Source organism: Actinoalloteichus hymeniacidonis (assembly GCF_014203365.1).
Lineage (GTDB): Bacteria > Actinomycetota > Actinomycetes > Mycobacteriales > Pseudonocardiaceae > Actinoalloteichus_A > Actinoalloteichus_A hymeniacidonis.
Genome location: NZ_JACHIS010000001.1, coordinates 1,863,282 through 1,879,138, shown reverse-complemented (window position 1 = coordinate 1,879,138; position 15,857 = coordinate 1,863,282). Strand labels below are relative to the sequence as shown.

Below are 15,857 nucleotides of genomic sequence, written 5' to 3'. Positions count from 1 at the left end.
TGCGGGAGTTGGGCCCACCATTGCGGACACGCCGACATCCTGCGCGAGCAGCTGCTCGCGGACTGAAGTTCCCGCACACCCGGACCCGACTCACGTACGTGGCGAAGGCTGCGAACTACGCTGACCCGATGCCGGGATGGGAGACGACGCAGGCGGTGCGGCGCGCCAAGGACGTCATCGACCGTGACTTCGCCTCGGCACTGGACCTGGATCGGCTGGCCGCTGCGGCCGGGTACTCCCGGCACCATTTCGCCCGACGCTTCCGGGCCGCCTTCGGGGAGACGCCGATCTCCTATCTCACCCGCCGACGGATCGAACGGGCCGCGTATCTGCTGCGGGCGGCGAATCTGACCGTGACCGAGGTCTGTTTCCTGGTTGGTTTCGCCAGTCTCGGCTCGTTCAGCTCCAGATTTCACCAGCTCATGGGTCGGTCGCCGAGCGAATACCAACGCCATCATCGGGCCCGGTCCGCAACGGTGATCGTCCCCGGGTGCTTCGTATTGGCCTGGTCTCGACCCGGCCCGGCGACCTGAGCAAGCTGAGAGAAGCGCGGCCGCCGGTACCTCCATACGGTCGGGTGAAACACCGATCGACACCGAGGAGCGACCATGCCGCAACGCCTGACCCACACCTGTGTCTATGTGCTCGATCAGGAGTCCGCCAAGGATTTCTACAGCCGACGGCTGGGCTTCGAGGTTCGCGCCGATGTGCTGATGGGCGCCGAGTTCGAGGGCGCGGGCCAGAACTTCCGCTGGTTGACGGTGGGACCGCGTGAGCAGCCCGACGTCGAGATCATTCTGGCCGATGTGCGGATGGGCCACGACGATCAGACGACCGATCAGCTGCGCGACCTCATCGCCAAGGGCGCGTTCTCCGGCGGGTCGCTCGCGACCGAGGATTGCCGGGGCGACTACGAGCGTCTGCGGGCCAACGACGTGGAATTCCTCCAGGCACCGATGGAACGGCCCTACGGCATCGAAGCGGTGTTCCGCGATGATTCCGGGAACTGGTTCAGCCTCAACCAGACATTCTGACCGTGATGTCGGTGGGGAGGCCGAGCCCTGCGGTCGGTCTCCCCACTCCGGGATCGACCCCCGCGGGCTCGGTCAGCCGACGTCGACGACCTTGTCCAACCGCAGCGTCCGGTTGAGTTTCCCGGTGATCCGCGCGACGGCGGTGCGCGGCAGCAGGCGGGCGGGCCAGGTCGTGATCCGATTCAGCAACGCGCCGGGATAGGACGCCGCGCGCCGCCTGGTGTAGTCGTCGAGGGTGCGGGCCGCGATGGTGGCCGGTTTGTCGGCACCGGAGCGGATCTCGGCGGAGGTGCCATCGAAGAAGCCGGTGGCGATCGCGCCGGGATGGGCGGCCATGACGTGGACACCGGTGCCGCGCAGTTCCTCGGCCAGCGCCTCGGTGAAGGAGAGCACGAAGGCCTTGGTCGCGGCGTAGCTGGCCTGGTACGGCATCGGTTGGAAGGCGGCGGTGGAACCGACGTTGATGATGCCGCCGGCGCCTCGGGCGACCAGCTCGGCGCCGATCGCGTGCGTGAGCGTGAGGAGTCCGCCGATGTTGAGGCCCACGGTGCGCAGCTGGGGTTCGAGCGGACGATCCAGGAACGGCCCGACGCTGCCCGCGCCCGCGTTGTTGAGCAGTAGGTCGACGGTCAGCTCGCGTTCGCGTAGCTCCCGCAGGATGCGGTCGGTCCCGTCGGGAGTGGCCAGGTCGCCGACCACGACGTCGACGCCCGCGCCGCCGGGTTGTTCCCGGATGCTGGTGGCGAGTTCCCGCAGGTCGCTGCCGGAGCGGGCCAGCAGGATCACCCGCGCGCCCCGACGCGCCAGTTCCAGGGCGTACTCGCGCCCCAGCCCCTTGGACGCGCCCGTGATGAGCGCGGTGACGCCTCGGTAGTCGTTCTTCACCGGATTCCTCCATATTTCGAGACTTGAAGCATCAGAGGCTAGCACCATACTTCGAGACTTGAACTATCGATATACTGCCTGCATGGCCGCGTCCGACCTCACCGCGGTGGTCGCCGCGACACACGACATCTGGATGCTGACCAACGACCTGATCACGCAAGCGCTGGCAGGCCACGGGCTGACCCCGGCCACCTTCCAGGCGCTGTGGGTCATCGACCCCGACGAATCACCACCGTCGATGAAGGTGATCGCCGCGCGCCTGTACTGCAACGCGCCGAACCTGACCTTCATCACCAACCAGCTCGTCGATCGAGGCATGGTCGAGCGGGTCGTCGACCCGGGCAACCGCCGGTCCCGTCTGCTGGTCCTCACGGCCAAGGGCCGCCGGGTCCGGGAGGAACTCGTCGACACGGCCATGGCGAAGAGCCCGTTCGCGCGGTTGACCGCTGAGGAACTGGGGCAACTCGCGATTCTGCTGCAGCGCACCGTCGACGCCGCCGACGGCGAGCTGTCCCGCCGAGCCTGATCGACGACCGCGTCCAGCGTGATCACACTCTCCCGCCCCCACCCCCGCTTCTCAGAACCTGTCGAAGGCGTCGACCCGCCTCGGCACGGGTATCCCTGCGTTCGGAGTCGGCGACCGGGAGGAGAACGCTCGTCATGTCGGATCGTTCGGATGCGGCGAAGGTCGTGGTGTACGAGAACGGACCGCTGATCGTGCGCGGGGAGGTGGAGATCGTCGGCCAGGACGGCACGCCCGTCGAGGCGGGCCGAAAGACGATCGCACTGTGCCGTTGCGGGCGATCGGCGGTGAAACCGTTCTGCGACGGGAGCCACAAGGCCGGCCGTTTCCGGGCGCCCGGACACTGCACCCGGTGAGGTGCCGAGCCAGGCATGCCACGACGTCCGGCGACATCGACCGTAGCCGGGAGCCACCTCACCCGCGGGTCGGCAGCTAGTGCAGTGCCTCGGCCACCTGGTGACGCCTCGGCGAGACCACGGGTGCCAACGAGGATTCGCCACGGCTCCAGCTGCGCAGCAGTCGGTCGGCCAGCAGACCCTCCAGCGCCAAGGCCGCAGCCGCGCCGAACACCACGTCCCCCACCAACGTGGGGTCGGCACGCACCAGGTTTCCGCAGAGGTCGTGGGCGGCCACCTGTTCGTGGACGGCATCGGCCTCGATGTGCTCGTCGTAGAAGCGCACCGTGTCATCGTCCAAGCCGAGCCTGCGCATGCCCGCCGCGATCCGTCTACTCGGCAGCGACGAGGTCATCTCGAAGGCGGCCAGGTGTCCCGCAAGGGCGCCGATCAACCGGCGGTGCAGCCCGAAGAGGGAGATGGCATTGCCCACGGCCAGGGTGACGGCGGGGACGACGTCGACATAGCCACGGTAGGTGTCGTCGAGCCCGACGCCGCGCATGGTCGTGCGGAACAACTCCGAGTGCATCCGTTCCGCCCGGCCGCCGCCGTACTCGTCGCTCTGGATCTCCACCAGCGCTGCCTTGGCGGGCCCGGACAGGCGCGGGATGCCCCAGCTGTGGGGGTCGGCCTCCTTGAGCTGGTACAGCGACCGGTGGATCAGGAATTCTCGGAGCTCCTCCAGCGAGCCGTCCCGTTGCAGATGCGCGGCCACGGACGGCGACTCGTCGGCCGCGACCAGGGCGAAGAGACTCGCGGGCAGACCGTCGGGGCTCACCGGCTCCATCGAAGGAACCAGCGCACGCAGCGAGGCCTCGAAGGCGTCCTCCGCCGCCGCTCGTAGCGCCAACAACGACGGGGACCACTCCCACCGCTGCGATACCCCCTCGAAACCCCGGTAGTGCAGCTCGTAGGCGACGAACAGGGTCAGTTGCAGGTCCTCGTCCTCTACTGCCGACCCGGTGGTACCCCAGTGGGTGTGCCCAACGGCGAACTCGTGCGGCGACTTGCGCAACGCCTCGATCACCTGAGCACTGATCTCGCCTCGCGGAGCAGGCAGCGCGTGCATCGGAGTCCCTTCGACGCAGGTGGCAGCCTTGACGTACCCGAAGCCAGGGCGGGCAAACGTAGTGCCGGACATCGCGGGCGCTGCTCTCCTCGGCACCGTCGACAGCAGGCGGCGGCCGGCCTCGACCGAACCGCCACCAAGGACGGCGAACTACGATCGCCCGAAGCCGAGACCCCTCACCTGGAACACGCCTTCGGGGTGGTTCGAGAACGCAAGCGGTCCCGGCGAAGCCTGGTTGCATCCGGGAGAACGGGATCGATGGACAGGCTTGGTTCGCATGAACAGCAGCACGTGGATTCGGAGGCGGCGATCCGCTCCAGCCCACGGCTGGCTGCCGAGTGTGGAAGCCCGACTTTCCTTGCTCGCACGACAGAGACGTCCGTCCGGGTGGTGCATGCCGAGGGAGACGCGACGACGGCCCCCCCTGGATCGCGAACTGCTCGACCATTCGCCGAGGCTCACCGATACGGGTGCGCTCTGGCGAACCAAGGGGAGGCGGTTTCCCCGGATCCTCGGCGATTTCGCTCTCCTGCACCTGGACGATGTGTTGAGCCTGCAGGACGACCGGTCGACGCATCCGGCGTACTCCACCGCTCACCAGCATGAGTTCCTGAGCTAGCTGCGGTGCTTCGACCACACCCCTCGGTCCGATTCCGGGAAGCTGAGCTACCTGCGTTTCGACCCCGAGAACGAGCATCACGAGATCTGGTACAGCGCCATCGCCGACCTGGCGCAGCCCCCGTATCCGCCCGGGTACATCAAGTTGGACATCACCTTCCCGCAGTGACTCGACGCGTTGCTGCCGACCAAGGGCACCTACGGCTGGCAGTTCCTCTTCGCCGATATCTCGCTGCGGCGCGGCGACTTCCATGAGGTCGCCGGCTATCTGCAGGGCATGGTGGACGTGTTCCCGGAGCTGTTCCCGGGCGACTACACCGAACTGCGCGACCGGCTCGCCGAGCGAACCTGAACCGTCGGTCCGCGCCGCTACTGCGGGGTCTCCCGCCACGTGACCGGGAGTTCGTGGACGCCGTAGATCTGCATGTTGGTCTTGAGCCTGACCTCGGCAGCCGGGATGGCGAGACGCAGCGTCGGAAAACGACGGATCAGACCGCCGAAACCCGCCCGCAGCTCGATCCTGGCCAGCTGCTGGCCGAGACATTGGTGAATGCCGTGGCCGAAGGTCTGGTGACCACGTGCCTTGCGGTGGATATCCAGCACGTCGGGGTCGTCGAAGCGTCGTGGGTCGTGGTTGGCGGCCAAAAGCGACACCAGCACGGTCGAGCCCTCGGCGATCTGCTCACCGCAGAGTTCGATGTCCGCCGAGGCGTAGCGATAGTGGATGTCGGCGATGGACAGATAGCGCAGCAACTCGTCGACGGCTCCCGGCAGCAGCTCGTGGTCCGCGTGGAGTTCGGCGAGCTGGTCGGGATTCTCCAGCAGCGCGAAGGTGCCGAGGCCCAGCATGTTGGCGGTGGTCTCGTGGCCCGCGAGCAACAGCAGGAAGGCCATGCCCGCCAGTTCCTCGATGGTGAGCGCGTCGTGTCGGGCCAGGTCGGACAGCAGATCCTCGCCGGGTTCCGCGCGTTTCCGGGTGACCAGTTCGGTCAGGTAGCCGTGTAATTCGAGGAACGCGGCCTGCTGCTGGTCGAAGGGCAACTCCTTGTCGAGGAACCTGGCTGTGTTGACCTGGAAGTTCCCCCGATCGGCATAGGCGACGCCGAGCATCTCGCAGATCACCAGGGACGGCAGCGGCAGGGCGAACTCGGTCACCAGGTCGACCGGCGCGCGACGGCGGGCCATCTCGTCGAGTAGGTGCTCGGTGATGTCGACGATGCGTTCCTCGAGTTGTCGCATCCGCCGCAGGGTGAAGGCGCCGGTGAGCATCCGTCGCAGCCTGGTGTGGTCCGGCGGATCCATGGCGATGAAGAGGCCGGGCGCCTGCGGTGCCGGTTCGGTGAAGGTCGGCATTCCGGGGGTCTCGTAGGGCAGGTGCAGGACGCCGAGGTCCTGCCGGGAGCTGAATCCGGTGTCGGCCAACATCTCTCGGACCGCGTCGAAGCCGGTGACGATCCAGCCCTGATGTCCGTCGGGGAAGATCATCGGGCTGACCGGCCGGGTCTCCCGCAGGCGGGTGATGGCGCGCGGTGGGTTGAAGGGACCCGCGTCGCGCTGGGTGGGCAGTCCGTGCGGGATGGGTTGGCTCATCGGGGTTCCTCTCGTGGCAGCCCGTTGCTGTCGCCGTCACGATCAACGATGTCGCTGACATCCGGCTGACACGGCGCCGACACCGACCGAACCCCGGTCAGTTCGCGAGCGTGGCTGGGCGTCAGTTGATCCACCTCGGCCGCCGCGCCCTCGCGGGAGGCCGCCGCGAACCCAGCCGCGCCGAGCAGGCTTCGGGCGGTCCGCGCGATGCGGTTCTCCTCGGGGTTGGCGCGGTCCGGTAGGCCACGCACGCGGCTTGCCGCCGCGAGCAGTCTGGCGGCCTGTGCTGGTTCGCCGCCGCGTAGTGCGAGGTCGGCGAGACCGACGAGTGCCTGTGCGACCAGCGGTGCGTGGCCCGCCTCGGTTGCCGCGTGATAGGCGGCGCGTCGATGAGCGCGGGATTCGTCGAGGTCTTCGGTGAGGTAGCCGGACAGATCGTGCAGGCTCACCCGATTGATCGCTCGGTCGGCTGCACCGCCCAGGAAGGTGCGCATCGCATCCAGGTGTCGGCGGGCTTGTTCGGTGTCGCCCCGCCAACCGGCGAGAGTCGCCATGGCCACGGCCAGCAGTGCCAGTGCGTCCGGCCAGGTGACCCGTTCGGCGGTGCGCTGGGCCTCGGCGAGGGCGGCCGCGCTGGCCGTCGCGTCGCCGAGAAGCCAGTGCAGCTGGGCTTGGCGGGCCCGCATCCGGCTGATGTCCTCGATCGCGCCGAGTTCGCCGACGGCCTCGATGGCCTGTTCGTAGTGTCGGCAGGCGCGGGTGAACTCGCCGCGCATGCCCATTCGATCCGCCAACTCGCTGTGCGCGAAGGAGATTCCCCAACGTTCACCGATCGATCGGAAGTCGTCGAGGGCCATCGCGAGGTGCCGGTCGGCCTCCTCCCCTGCGTGGCCGAGCATGATGTAGGTCTTGCCCAGCTGCAGCCGGGCCAGTGCCGCGACCCACGGATCCGCGTTGTCCAGCAGGGATTCCCATTCGGGCAGGGCGACGTCCAGGCCGTGGAGCATGCGTTCCATCGGCCGGACCAGGGCGAGCAGGTGGTTGCCGGTTGGGCTGTGGCTGCTGAATCGGTGTGCTCGGCGGATCCACTCCTCGGCCTGGTGTTCGTCGCCGGGGCCGGAGTCCACGAACATCACCATCAGGGCGTAGACCAGGGCCCGAGTCTCGTCGGGTACCTCGCCGGGAAGATCGATGGCGGCGGTGATCAGCTCCATTCCCTCGGCCTTGTGTCCGCTGAGCCACCAATAGAAACCGGCGACCGAGGCCAGCCGCATGGCGCGGTCTGCCTCGCCTGCCGCGAGGGCGCCGCGCATCGCGGCACCGAGGTTGTCGTGTTCGCCCACCAGAATCGGGAGCCACTCCAGCTGTTCGGCGCGACGCAGGTTCGGGTCGGCCTGCTCGGCGAGTCGCGTGAAGTAGGCGAGATGCGCCTGCCGGGTTGCCTCGGTCTCCCCGGCTGCGGCCAGTCGTTCGGCGGCGTACTCCTGGATCAGGCTGAGCATCCGGTAGCGCGGCGCACCGTCGTCGGCCGTGGCCACCAGGGATTTCTCGATCAACGCCGTCAACAGCTCGAATACCTGGGTCGGTTGGATATCGACACCGGCGCAGACCTGTTCGGCGGCCGCGAGGCTCGCACCGCCGGAGAAGACGGCGAGTCTTCGCAGCACCCGACCTTCGTCCTCGGTCAGCAGCTCCCAGCTCCAGTCGACCACGGCGCGCAGGGTCCGGTGTTGGGGCGGGGCGGTCCGGCTGCCGCCGGTCAACAGGCGGAACCGGTCGTCGAGCCGGTCCGCGAGCTGGGTGAGCGACATGGTGCGCAGCCGGGCCGCGGCCAGTTCGATGGCCAGTGGCATCCCGTCGAGGGCGCGGCACACCCGGCCCATCGTCGACACGGTGGCCGCATCCTCCGGGAGGTCGGTGCGCACGGCTGCGGCACGATCCCGCAGCAGTCGCACGGCGGAGCTGGCGGCGATCTCCCCGGCGGTGGCGTCCTGTCCGGGGACGACCAACGGTGCCACCTGCCACAGTGCCTCGCCGGTGATGCCGAGTGGCTGCCTGCTGGTCGCGAGGATGCGCAGTCGCCCGCACTCCCCGAGCGCTCGATGAGCGAACGCGGCCGCCGCGTCGATCAGGTGCTCGCAGTTGTCCAGCACCAGCAGGGTCTCGCGGTCGCGGATCGCGGCGATGACTCGGTCGGTCGGTTCGCTGTTCGGCGCGTCACCGCGCAGCGGGTCGCGCAGGCCGAGCGCGTCGAGGGTGGCTTGGGCCGGGTCGCCGTCGGCGCCGATGGCGGCGAGTTCCACCAGCCAGACCCCGTCCGGCAGGTCGTCGCGCAGGTGTCGGGCGGTCTCCGTGGCCAGCCGGGTCTTGCCCGCGCCGCCGGGTCCGGCGAGGGTGACGAGGCGGTGTCCGGCGATGAGTGCGGCGATGCCGGTCAGGTCGGTGTCTCGGCCGACGAAGCTGGTCAGCTCGGCCCGGATGTTGCCGCCTCGGTGCTCGTCCTGTCGCATCGACCCGCCTCGGAGCAGGGTCAGGTGCAGGGCCGACAACTCCGGCGATGGGTCGACGCCCAGCGCATCGGCCAGGGCGGTTCGCGTCCGCTCGTAGACCAGCAGGGCCTCGGGTCCCCGGCCTGCCGCGCCGAGGGCACGCATCAGGGCGGCGGCCAGACCTTCCCGTAGCGGATGGGTGGCGACCGCGTCGGTCAGCTCGGCGATCAGGCGGGGGCCGTGGCCGAGGCGGATCTCGAGTTCGAACCGTTCCTGGAGCGCGGCCAGGCGCCGTTCTTCGAGCCGGGTCACCGCCGCATCCAGGCGCGCGCTGTCGCGCAGGCCGATGTCCTGCATGGCGTCGCCGCGCCACCGGCCGAGTGCTTCTCGGAGCAGCCGCACCCGCTGCACTCGTGGGCCCTCGCCTGCCTGATCGAGCAGCTGCTCGAAGCGGGCCGCGTCGACGTCCTCGGGGGCAGCCCGCAGCAGATAGCCGTTCGGGCGTCCGTCGATCGATTCGTTCGGCAGGGCCTTGCGAAGACGGGAGACCAGGCGTTGCAGAGCGTTGGTCGCCTCGGCAGGCGGATGCTCGCCCCAGATCCAGTCGACGAGGGTGGTCGTCGGGACCAGCTGGCCGGGTTCGAGCGCCAAGGCGGCGAGCAGGCCGCGTAGTCGGGCGCCCCGGATCTCGATGCGGGTGCCGTCGGCGGTGCGGACCTCCAGGGGGCCGAGCAGGGCGATCAGCACTCGATCAATCCTGCCATGGTTCCCGCGCCGCTCGACTTCTCACCAGCGACGACCGCCCGAAGCGCTCTCGGCCCGGCGGCAACGGTGGCACGGTCACCCTCCGAGGTACTGAGACGGGCCTTCCCGTCGGTCCACGGCCGTACCTTGCCTGGGTCGATGGCCGATGCGAGGCCGTCACGACCTCGGAGAGATCGGAGTACGCACCCATGGACAACGAGCTGGAGCGGGCGGTCGCCGGATATCCGGCGACCTCGGTGGATCTCCTGGCGGGGCTCTCCGATTCCGAGCGCGCGGAGTTGGTCGAGCTGCGGGACGCGGTGTATCCGCCTGCGGCCGACGCCGAGTGGTCGGGGGCCGATATGGAGTGGGCCGCCGCGAGATGGCGGGTCGGAATCTGGGCTGCCGAGGACGAATTGGTCTGCCATGCCGGACTGCTGGTGCGGACCGGTCGGTTCGACGATGCGGAGGTCACGATCGCCGGGGTCGGCGGGGTGAAGACACATCCGGATCACCGAGGTCGCGGGTATGGGGCGCTGGCGATGCGGGCCGCCCAGGAGTTCTTCCGCTCGCGTGGTGACATCGACTTCGCGCTGCTGGTCTGCGATCCGCCGCTGTTGGGCTACTACGCGGCGCTGGGCTGGCAGGAGTTCGAGGGCCGGTTGTCGGTGACGCAGTTCGGGAAGCGAAGCAAGTTCGACTTCTCGCGGGTGATGGTCCTGCCGATCGGCGGCCCCGCACCGGTCGGCGGGATGCTCGATCTGGCCGGACCGCCCTGGTAGGACGTCGATGCTCGAAAGTCACGACGGGTGGGGCGCCACGGCCGCGAGTACCGTCTCGGCCAGTGCCTCGGGGGGCCGACCGTCACCCGTGTCGAGGTGTTCCGAGCCCAGTCGGGACACGCTGTCGAGCAGCATCGTCTGGTGACGCAGGCTGCGGGCGAGGAAGCCGTCGATCGGAAGCCGGTCGTCGGCGGGCAGCCGGTGATACCCGCTGGCCGCATGCATTCGGGCGGTCAGTACCTCCTCCGATGCGCCGAGCCATACCGCAGCCGTTCCCGCCACGTCGAGGGCCGCGATGTCCGCAGGCCACAGCGCGGAGCCTTCCAGCACGAGCCCCGGCCGGTCCACCGAGGAGCGGGCCGGGCCGGCCGAGGTTCTCGACGCGGCACCGGTGATCAGCTCCGCGATCCGGGGCCGCAGTCGCCGATGGTGTTCGAGCATGGCGGCGATGAGCTCGTCGAGGGAGAGCGTGCGGTAGTGCTCGGCGACATGCGGTGGCGGTATCCAATCCGGTTGCGGCCACGGACGTCCCGGATGCCGGGCCAACCGGTCCGTGGCGACCAGCTCGAACCCGAGCCGATCCGCGACCAGCCTGGCCACGGTGGACTTCCCGGTGTTCGAGGTTCCGCCGATCAGCACGACGCGGACTGCGCTCACCCGACGAGACTATTCGATCCCGGGCCGGCGTGGCCTCGCCGAGGCAGGCCGCCCGTCTCAGTCCAGATCGGACATATCGAGCACGAATCGGTAGCGGACGTCGTTGCGTTCCAGGCGTTCGAGAGCCGCGTTGACCTGTGCCGAGGGAAGAACCTCGACGTCGGCGGTGATGCCGTGCGTCGCGCAGAACTCCAGCATCGCAGCGGTGGCCGGCCTGCCGCCGCTGCCTGCGGAGCTGAGCTTCTTCCGGCCGCCGAGCAGCTCCATGGTCTGCACGGTGATCTCGCCGAGGTAGCCGAGATGGCTGAGCGTGCCGTCCATGGCCACCATGCGCAGATAGGGACCGACGTCGTGGGAGACGGCGATGGTGTCGATCACGACGTCGAACCGGTCTCGGGCAGCGGCCCGTTGTTCCGGATCGGTGGAGAGGACGAAACCCGTTGCACCGAGGGCCCGCGCGTCCTCGGCCTTGTCCGCCGAGCGGCTGATCACCGAGGTCTCGGCGCCGAGCGCCACGGCGAATTTGACCGCGAGGTGACCGAGTCCGCCTAACCCGGCGACGGCGACGCGGGTCGACGGCCCGACGTCGAGAGCACGCAACGGCTCCCACACCGTGACGCCCGCACAGAGCAGCGGGGCGGCGGCTGCGGGATTCAGGCCTGCGGGCAGGTGATAGACGAAGCTCTCCCGCACGACGTACTCGCGGGAGTAGCCGCCCAGCGTGGTCGTGCCGTCCTCGCGGTCGGTCCCGCCGTAGGTCAGTGTGGGGAATTCGCGGCAGAAGTTCTCCTGGCCCACCTCGCACATATCGCACGTGCCACAGGAGTCGACGATGTTGCCGACCGCTACCGCGTCGCCGACGGTGAAACCCGCGACCTCGGGCCCGATCTCGGTGACTACTCCGGTGAACTCGTGTCCCGGAACGAGCGGGGTGGCGCCCTGGTGCCCTCGGAGGCTGTGCGCGTCGGTGTGGCATACGCCGCAGTAGTCGATCCGGACGGCGATGTCGTCCGGTCGCAGGTCGCGCCGTTCGAGCGGGGTCCGACGCAGCGTCGCCGCGTCGCTGTCGGCGGACCAGCCGAGCGTTGATCTCATAGCTTCCGACTCCCTCAAATAAACAGACTGTTCTGTCTATTCCAGTGAGCCACGACCGCGCCGGAAAAGCAAACCAACTGGTCTGTTTGATACGCTGACCTGCATGGTCGACCAGCCCTTGACCTCCCGTGGCGTCGCGACCCGCGAGCGCATCCTCGAGGCCGCGACGGAGGAGTTCGCGACCCACGGCATCGCCGGGGCCCGCATCGACCGGATCGTGGCCGCAGCCAGGACGAACAAGGCGCAGCTCTACGCGTATTTCGGCAGCAAGGACAAGCTGTTCGACGCGATCTTCTTCGGCTCGCTGGAGCGCATCATGAACGTCGTGCCGATCGACGGGACGGACCTGCCCGACTGGGCGGTGCGGCTCTACGACGAATATCTCCGCCGCCCCGATCTCATTCGGTTGGCGACCTGGGCACGCCTGGAACGGCGCCCCACCGGCTATCTCGTCGCCGACAACGATCGGGTCGACGACCACAAGCTGCGCGCCATCGCCGACGCACAGGCGGCGGGTACGGTCCGGGACGGCGATCCGTTCGATGTGATGGCCATGGTCATCGCGATGTCCATGGCGTGGTCGCCGGTCAGCAATGTCTACTCCGCAACCGCCGAGGAGGCCGCGGAGCTGCACGATCAGCGCCGGAGGCTGCTCCGCGAGAGCGTGCGCCGAGTGGTGGCACCCATCGCCGACTGAGCTCAGTTCCCCCGCTCGCGGCCGATCTGGCCCAGTACGCGCTTCACGACATCGAGTTGCGCGGAGTTGTACAGCTCCCGCATGGCCAGACCGATGGTGTTCGCAGTGTGTTGCGGCCCCTTGGTCTTGGTCAGATTGGGGTAGTCGAGAAGCATGTCCCGAAGAAAGGGCGCAATCCGTTCCGCCAGTTCCTGCCGGGCCTCCTCGCTGGCATCCTCGGGCAGGTCCTCGAACGCCTGCCCGTGCGGGTCGTCGGGCAGATCGCGCAACATCTCCGTATAGGCGTCGATCGCCTCCTGATCGAGCACCCTGGAGGCGACGACGACCAACGAGCGGTCGGTCGGGGTGAGGCCGGCTTCGGCGGCGATCGAGCCGAGTTCCATCGGCAGGTCGGTCGGCGCGGACTCCCGCAGGATGGTGGCGAGTTCCTCTCGGACCGATTGCAGCCGCTCGATGGTCTCCGCCAGCTCGGTGTCCAGCTTGCGCAGGGCCTCCTGGGGATGCTCGTCGGCATCGCCGAGGTCCGCGATCTGGGCTAGGGAGAACCCGAGGTCGGTGAGTCGCTTGATCCGCAGCACCCGGACCAGGTGTGCCACGCCGTAACGCTTGTAGCCGTTGGAGCTGCGTTCTGGTTCGGCGAGCAGCCCTACCTGGTGGTAGTGCCGCACCGCCCGCACCGTCGTGCCGGTGAGTTCGGCGATCTGACTGGTGCTCCACGCCATGGTGGCCACTCCTTGTGGGTTGCGAGGCTCGGATCGAGGGTGAACCGGCCGACCCAGCACAGTGCACACCATGCCGTGACAACCCGGTCAAGCGTGCCACGCACTCCCGCAGGTGACGGGGATCACCGACTCCCGGACTTGAGCCTGACCCTACGGCAGCGTTTCTCCTGTTCTCACCGCGCTCGATCCCACGGCGGCAGTCATCGATCGCGCAGGAACGACGGAAGGAACGGCATGGCACTACCCGACCTCATCTCGGCCGAGGAACTGCTCGGCGCGCCCGAACGACGGAACGCGTCGATCTCGCCGGACGGTTCTCGGCTGGCCTTCGTGGCACCGTGGCGCAACCGGATGAACGTGTGGGTACAGGACCTCGACGACGAGGCCCAGGCGCGGTGTGTGACCGCCGATGAGACCCGCAGCGTGTTCAACTACGAGTGGGACGTCGACCCGAGGTGGCTGCTCTACTACCAGGACAGTGGCGGCGACGAGAACTACCACCTGTTCCGCGTCGATCTGGACGATCCGACCGCGCTCCCGGTGGATCTCACTCCGTTCCCCGGAGCGATGGGCATCGCCGATCGCGTCCGGCCCAAGGAGCCGGGAAAGCTCTTCCTGCAGCTCAACAACCGCAATCCCGCCGAACTCGATGTCGCCGAGCTCGATATCGCCACCGGCGAGATCACGACCCTGGCGCAGAACCCAGGTCACGTACTGAGCTGGTTGGTCACCCCGGATCGCGAGCTGATCGCCCGCACGACGCACACGGGCAGGGAGATCGTACTGTCCCGCTGGGATCGTGCGACCGGTGAGCTGCACCGGATCATCGAACTCGACGGCGTCGACTATCCGCTCGGTGTCCATCCCATGGAGATCTCCGCCGATGGAACGGGGATCTGGCTGGCCTCCTACCGGGAGTCCGACCTGGCCAGGTTGGTGCGGATCGACATCCGTACCGGCGAGGAGACCCCGGTCGACAGCCACCCGACGCTCTCACTGGACGGGGAGCGCCGCGCCGGTTACGAGCTCCCGTCGCCGTTGATCCGCAGTCGGGCCACCGACGAGCTGATCGGGGTCCGCTATCTCGGTGATCGGCAGGACATTCATGCACTGGATCCGGACTTCGCCGAGGTGCTGGCGAAGCTGGAGGCACTCTCGGACGGCCACCTGGGCGAGGTCTCCTCCGACCTGAGTGGGCAGCGCTGGGTGGTCGACTTCGTCCACGATCGGGAGCCCGCCACCTGGTTCTACGATCACACCACCGGCGAGGGCAGGCGACTGTTCCGCAGATTCCCGACCTTGGATCCCGAGCGGCTCGCACCGATGAGGTCGGTGACGATTCCCGCGCGGGACGGGCTGGCCCTGCCCTCGTATCTGACCCTGCCGATCGGTGTCGAGCCGGAGGGGCTGCCGCTGGTGCTGTTGCCGCACGGCGGCCCGTGGGCGCGGGACAGTTGGCACTTCGACACGACGGCGCAGTTCCTGGCCAACCGGGGCTATGCGGTGTTGCAGGTCAATTTCCGGGGTTCGGTCGGGTACGGCAAGGCCCACACGGTGGCCGCGATCGGCGAGTTCGCCGGGGCGATGCACCACGACCTGGTCGACGGCGTGGAATGGGCCGTCGCCCAGGGCTATGCCGATCCGCAACGGCTGGCGATCTTCGGTGGTTCCTACGGCGGCTACTCCGCGCTCGTCGGGGTCACCTTCACGCCCGACCTGTTCGCGGCGGCCATCGACTACGTCGGCATCTCCAATCTCGCGACCTTCATGGAGACGGTGTCGCCGCTCGCCCGACGACACATCGCCAACAACTGGTTCCGCTACGTGGGAGATCCCGACGTTCCCGAGGAACGAGCCGACATGGTGGCGCGGTCGCCGATCAGCCGGGTGGACGAGATCCGCACGCCCTTGATGGTGGTGCAGGGCGCCAACGACGTCCGGGTCGTGCAGGCCGAATCGGACAACATCGTCGAGGCTCTGCGCGGCCGGGGCGTCGAGGTCGAGTACATGGTGAAGGACGACGAGGGTCACGGCTTCGCGAACCCGGAGAACAACATCGACCTGTATCGCTCGGTGGAACGCTTCCTGGCCCGGCATCTGGGTGGTCGCGCCATCGGCTGAGCATGTCGATCAAGGCGAGTCGGACCCCACGGGCAGCTGCCGGTGGGGTCCGTCCGCCGCGTCTCCGGCGGGCGTTATGAGCCTGGGAGAAGTCGGCGATCGGCCGTCACCGAATGCGCTCCTATCGGGAGCGCTGCGCCCCGGAATGCCCGGGAATCGACACCAATCCGACGCATGTGTCCCGAATCACTCCGCGACGACTTGAGCCTGCCCTTGCGTCACCGTTTCTCCTTACCTCTAGACCGCACCCGACCACCACGGTCGACATCGGCGAGGAGGCGACGGCGATCATGACGATCAGCCACCGGATCCGGCGTTCACGCTGGCAGCAGCCACCGCCGCCGCGATGGACATCGCACGCGCGCCTCGGTTGTCCCCCAACGGATTCCGCGCGCCTCCGGTAAGAGACCACCGATTCGTCGTCATTCTCGCGTGG

General features: G+C 68.5%; 16 protein-coding genes. 9 read left to right on the top strand and 7 right to left on the bottom strand.

Annotation, left to right across the window (positions count from 1 at the left end; translation table 11 throughout):
* Positions 1-128 precede the first annotated feature (128 nt).
* Positions 129-533, top strand: a complete 405-nt coding sequence (locus BKA25_RS08465) for a helix-turn-helix transcriptional regulator (protein WP_069853883.1) — start codon at positions 129-131, stop codon at positions 531-533.
* A 75-nt stretch (positions 534-608) separates the two neighbouring features.
* On the top strand, positions 609-1,034 hold the full coding sequence (locus BKA25_RS08460) for a VOC family protein (RefSeq protein WP_069850774.1): 426 nt from the start codon (positions 609-611) through the stop codon (positions 1,032-1,034).
* Between the two features lie 72 nt (positions 1,035-1,106).
* Here the strand turns inward: BKA25_RS08460 and BKA25_RS08455 are convergent, their stop codons facing one another.
* A complete protein-coding gene (locus BKA25_RS08455; protein WP_236750323.1) occupies positions 1,107-1,919 on the bottom strand; it encodes an SDR family NAD(P)-dependent oxidoreductase in 813 nt (270 codons plus the stop codon).
* An 82-nt stretch (positions 1,920-2,001) separates the two neighbouring features.
* On the opposite strand from BKA25_RS08455, the gene BKA25_RS08450 reads away from it, so the two are divergent.
* Both BKA25_RS08450 and BKA25_RS08445 read left to right on the top strand, forming a co-directional pair.
* A complete protein-coding gene (locus tag BKA25_RS08450; protein WP_069850777.1) occupies positions 2,002-2,445 on the top strand; it encodes a MarR family winged helix-turn-helix transcriptional regulator in 444 nt (147 codons plus the stop codon).
* A 134-nt stretch (positions 2,446-2,579) separates the two neighbouring features.
* Entirely contained in the window at positions 2,580-2,798 is a 219-nt protein-coding gene (locus BKA25_RS08445) for a CDGSH iron-sulfur domain-containing protein (protein ID WP_069850779.1), read from the top strand.
* 76 nt (positions 2,799-2,874) lie between these two features.
* On the opposite strand, the gene BKA25_RS08440 is transcribed toward BKA25_RS08445, so the two are convergent.
* Positions 2,875-3,978 (bottom strand): iron-containing redox enzyme family protein, encoded by a 1,104-nt coding sequence (locus BKA25_RS08440; RefSeq protein WP_236750324.1) that lies wholly within the window; start codon positions 3,976-3,978, stop codon positions 2,875-2,877.
* Between the two features lie 322 nt (positions 3,979-4,300).
* Here BKA25_RS08440 and BKA25_RS08435 point away from each other — a divergent pair, with 322 nt between their 5' ends.
* On the top strand, positions 4,301-4,525 hold the full coding sequence (locus tag BKA25_RS08435) for a hypothetical protein (RefSeq protein WP_069850782.1): 225 nt from the start codon (positions 4,301-4,303) through the stop codon (positions 4,523-4,525).
* Positions 4,526-4,702: 177 nt separating this feature from the next.
* Entirely contained in the window at positions 4,703-4,876 is a 174-nt protein-coding gene (locus tag BKA25_RS08430) for a hypothetical protein (RefSeq protein WP_157421170.1), read from the top strand.
* Positions 4,877-4,893: 17 nt separating this feature from the next.
* On the opposite strand, the gene BKA25_RS08425 is transcribed toward BKA25_RS08430, so the two are convergent.
* Entirely contained in the window at positions 4,894-6,114 is a 1,221-nt protein-coding gene (locus tag BKA25_RS08425) for a cytochrome P450 (RefSeq protein ID WP_069850784.1), read from the bottom strand.
* Positions 6,111-9,350: an AfsR/SARP family transcriptional regulator gene (locus BKA25_RS08420; RefSeq protein WP_069850786.1), complete on the bottom strand. Its 3,240-nt coding sequence runs from the start codon at positions 9,348-9,350 to the stop codon at positions 6,111-6,113. The genes BKA25_RS08425 and BKA25_RS08420 overlap by 4 nt, the downstream gene beginning before the upstream one ends.
* 206 nt (positions 9,351-9,556) lie before the next feature.
* Here BKA25_RS08420 and BKA25_RS08415 point away from each other — a divergent pair, with 206 nt between their 5' ends.
* The gene (locus BKA25_RS08415) at positions 9,557-10,129 is read left to right on the top strand and encodes a GNAT family N-acetyltransferase (protein ID WP_069850787.1); all 573 of its coding nucleotides are present in this window, start codon (positions 9,557-9,559) and stop codon (positions 10,127-10,129) included.
* A gap of 18 nt (positions 10,130-10,147) precedes the next feature.
* On the opposite strand, the gene BKA25_RS08410 is transcribed toward BKA25_RS08415, so the two are convergent.
* Together BKA25_RS08410 and BKA25_RS08405 are read right to left on the bottom strand one after the other, a co-directional pair.
* A complete protein-coding gene (locus BKA25_RS08410) occupies positions 10,148-10,786 on the bottom strand; it encodes a hypothetical protein (protein WP_069850789.1) in 639 nt (212 codons plus the stop codon).
* A gap of 57 nt (positions 10,787-10,843) precedes the next feature.
* Positions 10,844-11,881: an NAD(P)-dependent alcohol dehydrogenase gene (locus tag BKA25_RS08405; RefSeq protein WP_069850791.1), complete on the bottom strand. Its 1,038-nt coding sequence runs from the start codon at positions 11,879-11,881 to the stop codon at positions 10,844-10,846.
* 103 nt (positions 11,882-11,984) lie between these two features.
* Here BKA25_RS08405 and BKA25_RS08400 point away from each other — a divergent pair, with 103 nt between their 5' ends.
* A complete protein-coding gene (locus BKA25_RS08400) occupies positions 11,985-12,578 on the top strand; it encodes a TetR/AcrR family transcriptional regulator (protein WP_069850793.1) in 594 nt (197 codons plus the stop codon).
* A 2-nt stretch (positions 12,579-12,580) separates the two neighbouring features.
* On the opposite strand, the gene BKA25_RS08395 is transcribed toward BKA25_RS08400, so the two are convergent.
* Positions 12,581-13,300: a helix-turn-helix domain-containing protein gene (locus tag BKA25_RS08395; RefSeq protein ID WP_069853884.1), complete on the bottom strand. Its 720-nt coding sequence runs from the start codon at positions 13,298-13,300 to the stop codon at positions 12,581-12,583.
* Between the two features lie 234 nt (positions 13,301-13,534).
* On the opposite strand from BKA25_RS08395, the gene BKA25_RS08390 reads away from it, so the two are divergent.
* On the top strand, positions 13,535-15,421 hold the full coding sequence (locus BKA25_RS08390) for a S9 family peptidase (protein ID WP_069850795.1): 1,887 nt from the start codon (positions 13,535-13,537) through the stop codon (positions 15,419-15,421).
* The last annotated feature ends 436 nt before the right edge of the window (positions 15,422-15,857 follow it).

Bases quoted from the DNA above. Each gene is read 5' to 3' on its own strand.
- BKA25_RS08405 (WP_069850791.1), bottom strand. From the start codon at position 11,881: ATGAGATCAACGCTCGGCTGGTCCGCCGACAGCGACGCGGCGACGCTG.
- BKA25_RS08390 (WP_069850795.1), top strand. From the start codon at position 13,535: ATGGCACTACCCGACCTCATCTCGGCCGAGGAACTGCTCGGCGCGCCC.
- BKA25_RS08415 (WP_069850787.1), top strand. From the start codon at position 9,557: ATGGACAACGAGCTGGAGCGGGCGGTCGCCGGATATCCGGCGACCTCG.
- BKA25_RS08425 (WP_069850784.1), bottom strand. From the start codon at position 6,114: ATGAGCCAACCCATCCCGCACGGACTGCCCACCCAGCGCGACGCGGGT.
- BKA25_RS08450 (WP_069850777.1), top strand. From the start codon at position 2,002: ATGGCCGCGTCCGACCTCACCGCGGTGGTCGCCGCGACACACGACATC.
- BKA25_RS08445 (WP_069850779.1), top strand. From the start codon at position 2,580: ATGTCGGATCGTTCGGATGCGGCGAAGGTCGTGGTGTACGAGAACGGA.
- BKA25_RS08465 (WP_069853883.1), top strand. From the start codon at position 129: ATGCCGGGATGGGAGACGACGCAGGCGGTGCGGCGCGCCAAGGACGTC.
- BKA25_RS08435 (WP_069850782.1), top strand. From the start codon at position 4,301: ATGCCGAGGGAGACGCGACGACGGCCCCCCCTGGATCGCGAACTGCTC.
- BKA25_RS08400 (WP_069850793.1), top strand. From the start codon at position 11,985: ATGGTCGACCAGCCCTTGACCTCCCGTGGCGTCGCGACCCGCGAGCGC.
- BKA25_RS08440 (WP_236750324.1), bottom strand. From the start codon at position 3,978: ATGTCCGGCACTACGTTTGCCCGCCCTGGCTTCGGGTACGTCAAGGCT.
- BKA25_RS08460 (WP_069850774.1), top strand. From the start codon at position 609: ATGCCGCAACGCCTGACCCACACCTGTGTCTATGTGCTCGATCAGGAG.
- BKA25_RS08395 (WP_069853884.1), bottom strand. From the start codon at position 13,300: ATGGCGTGGAGCACCAGTCAGATCGCCGAACTCACCGGCACGACGGTG.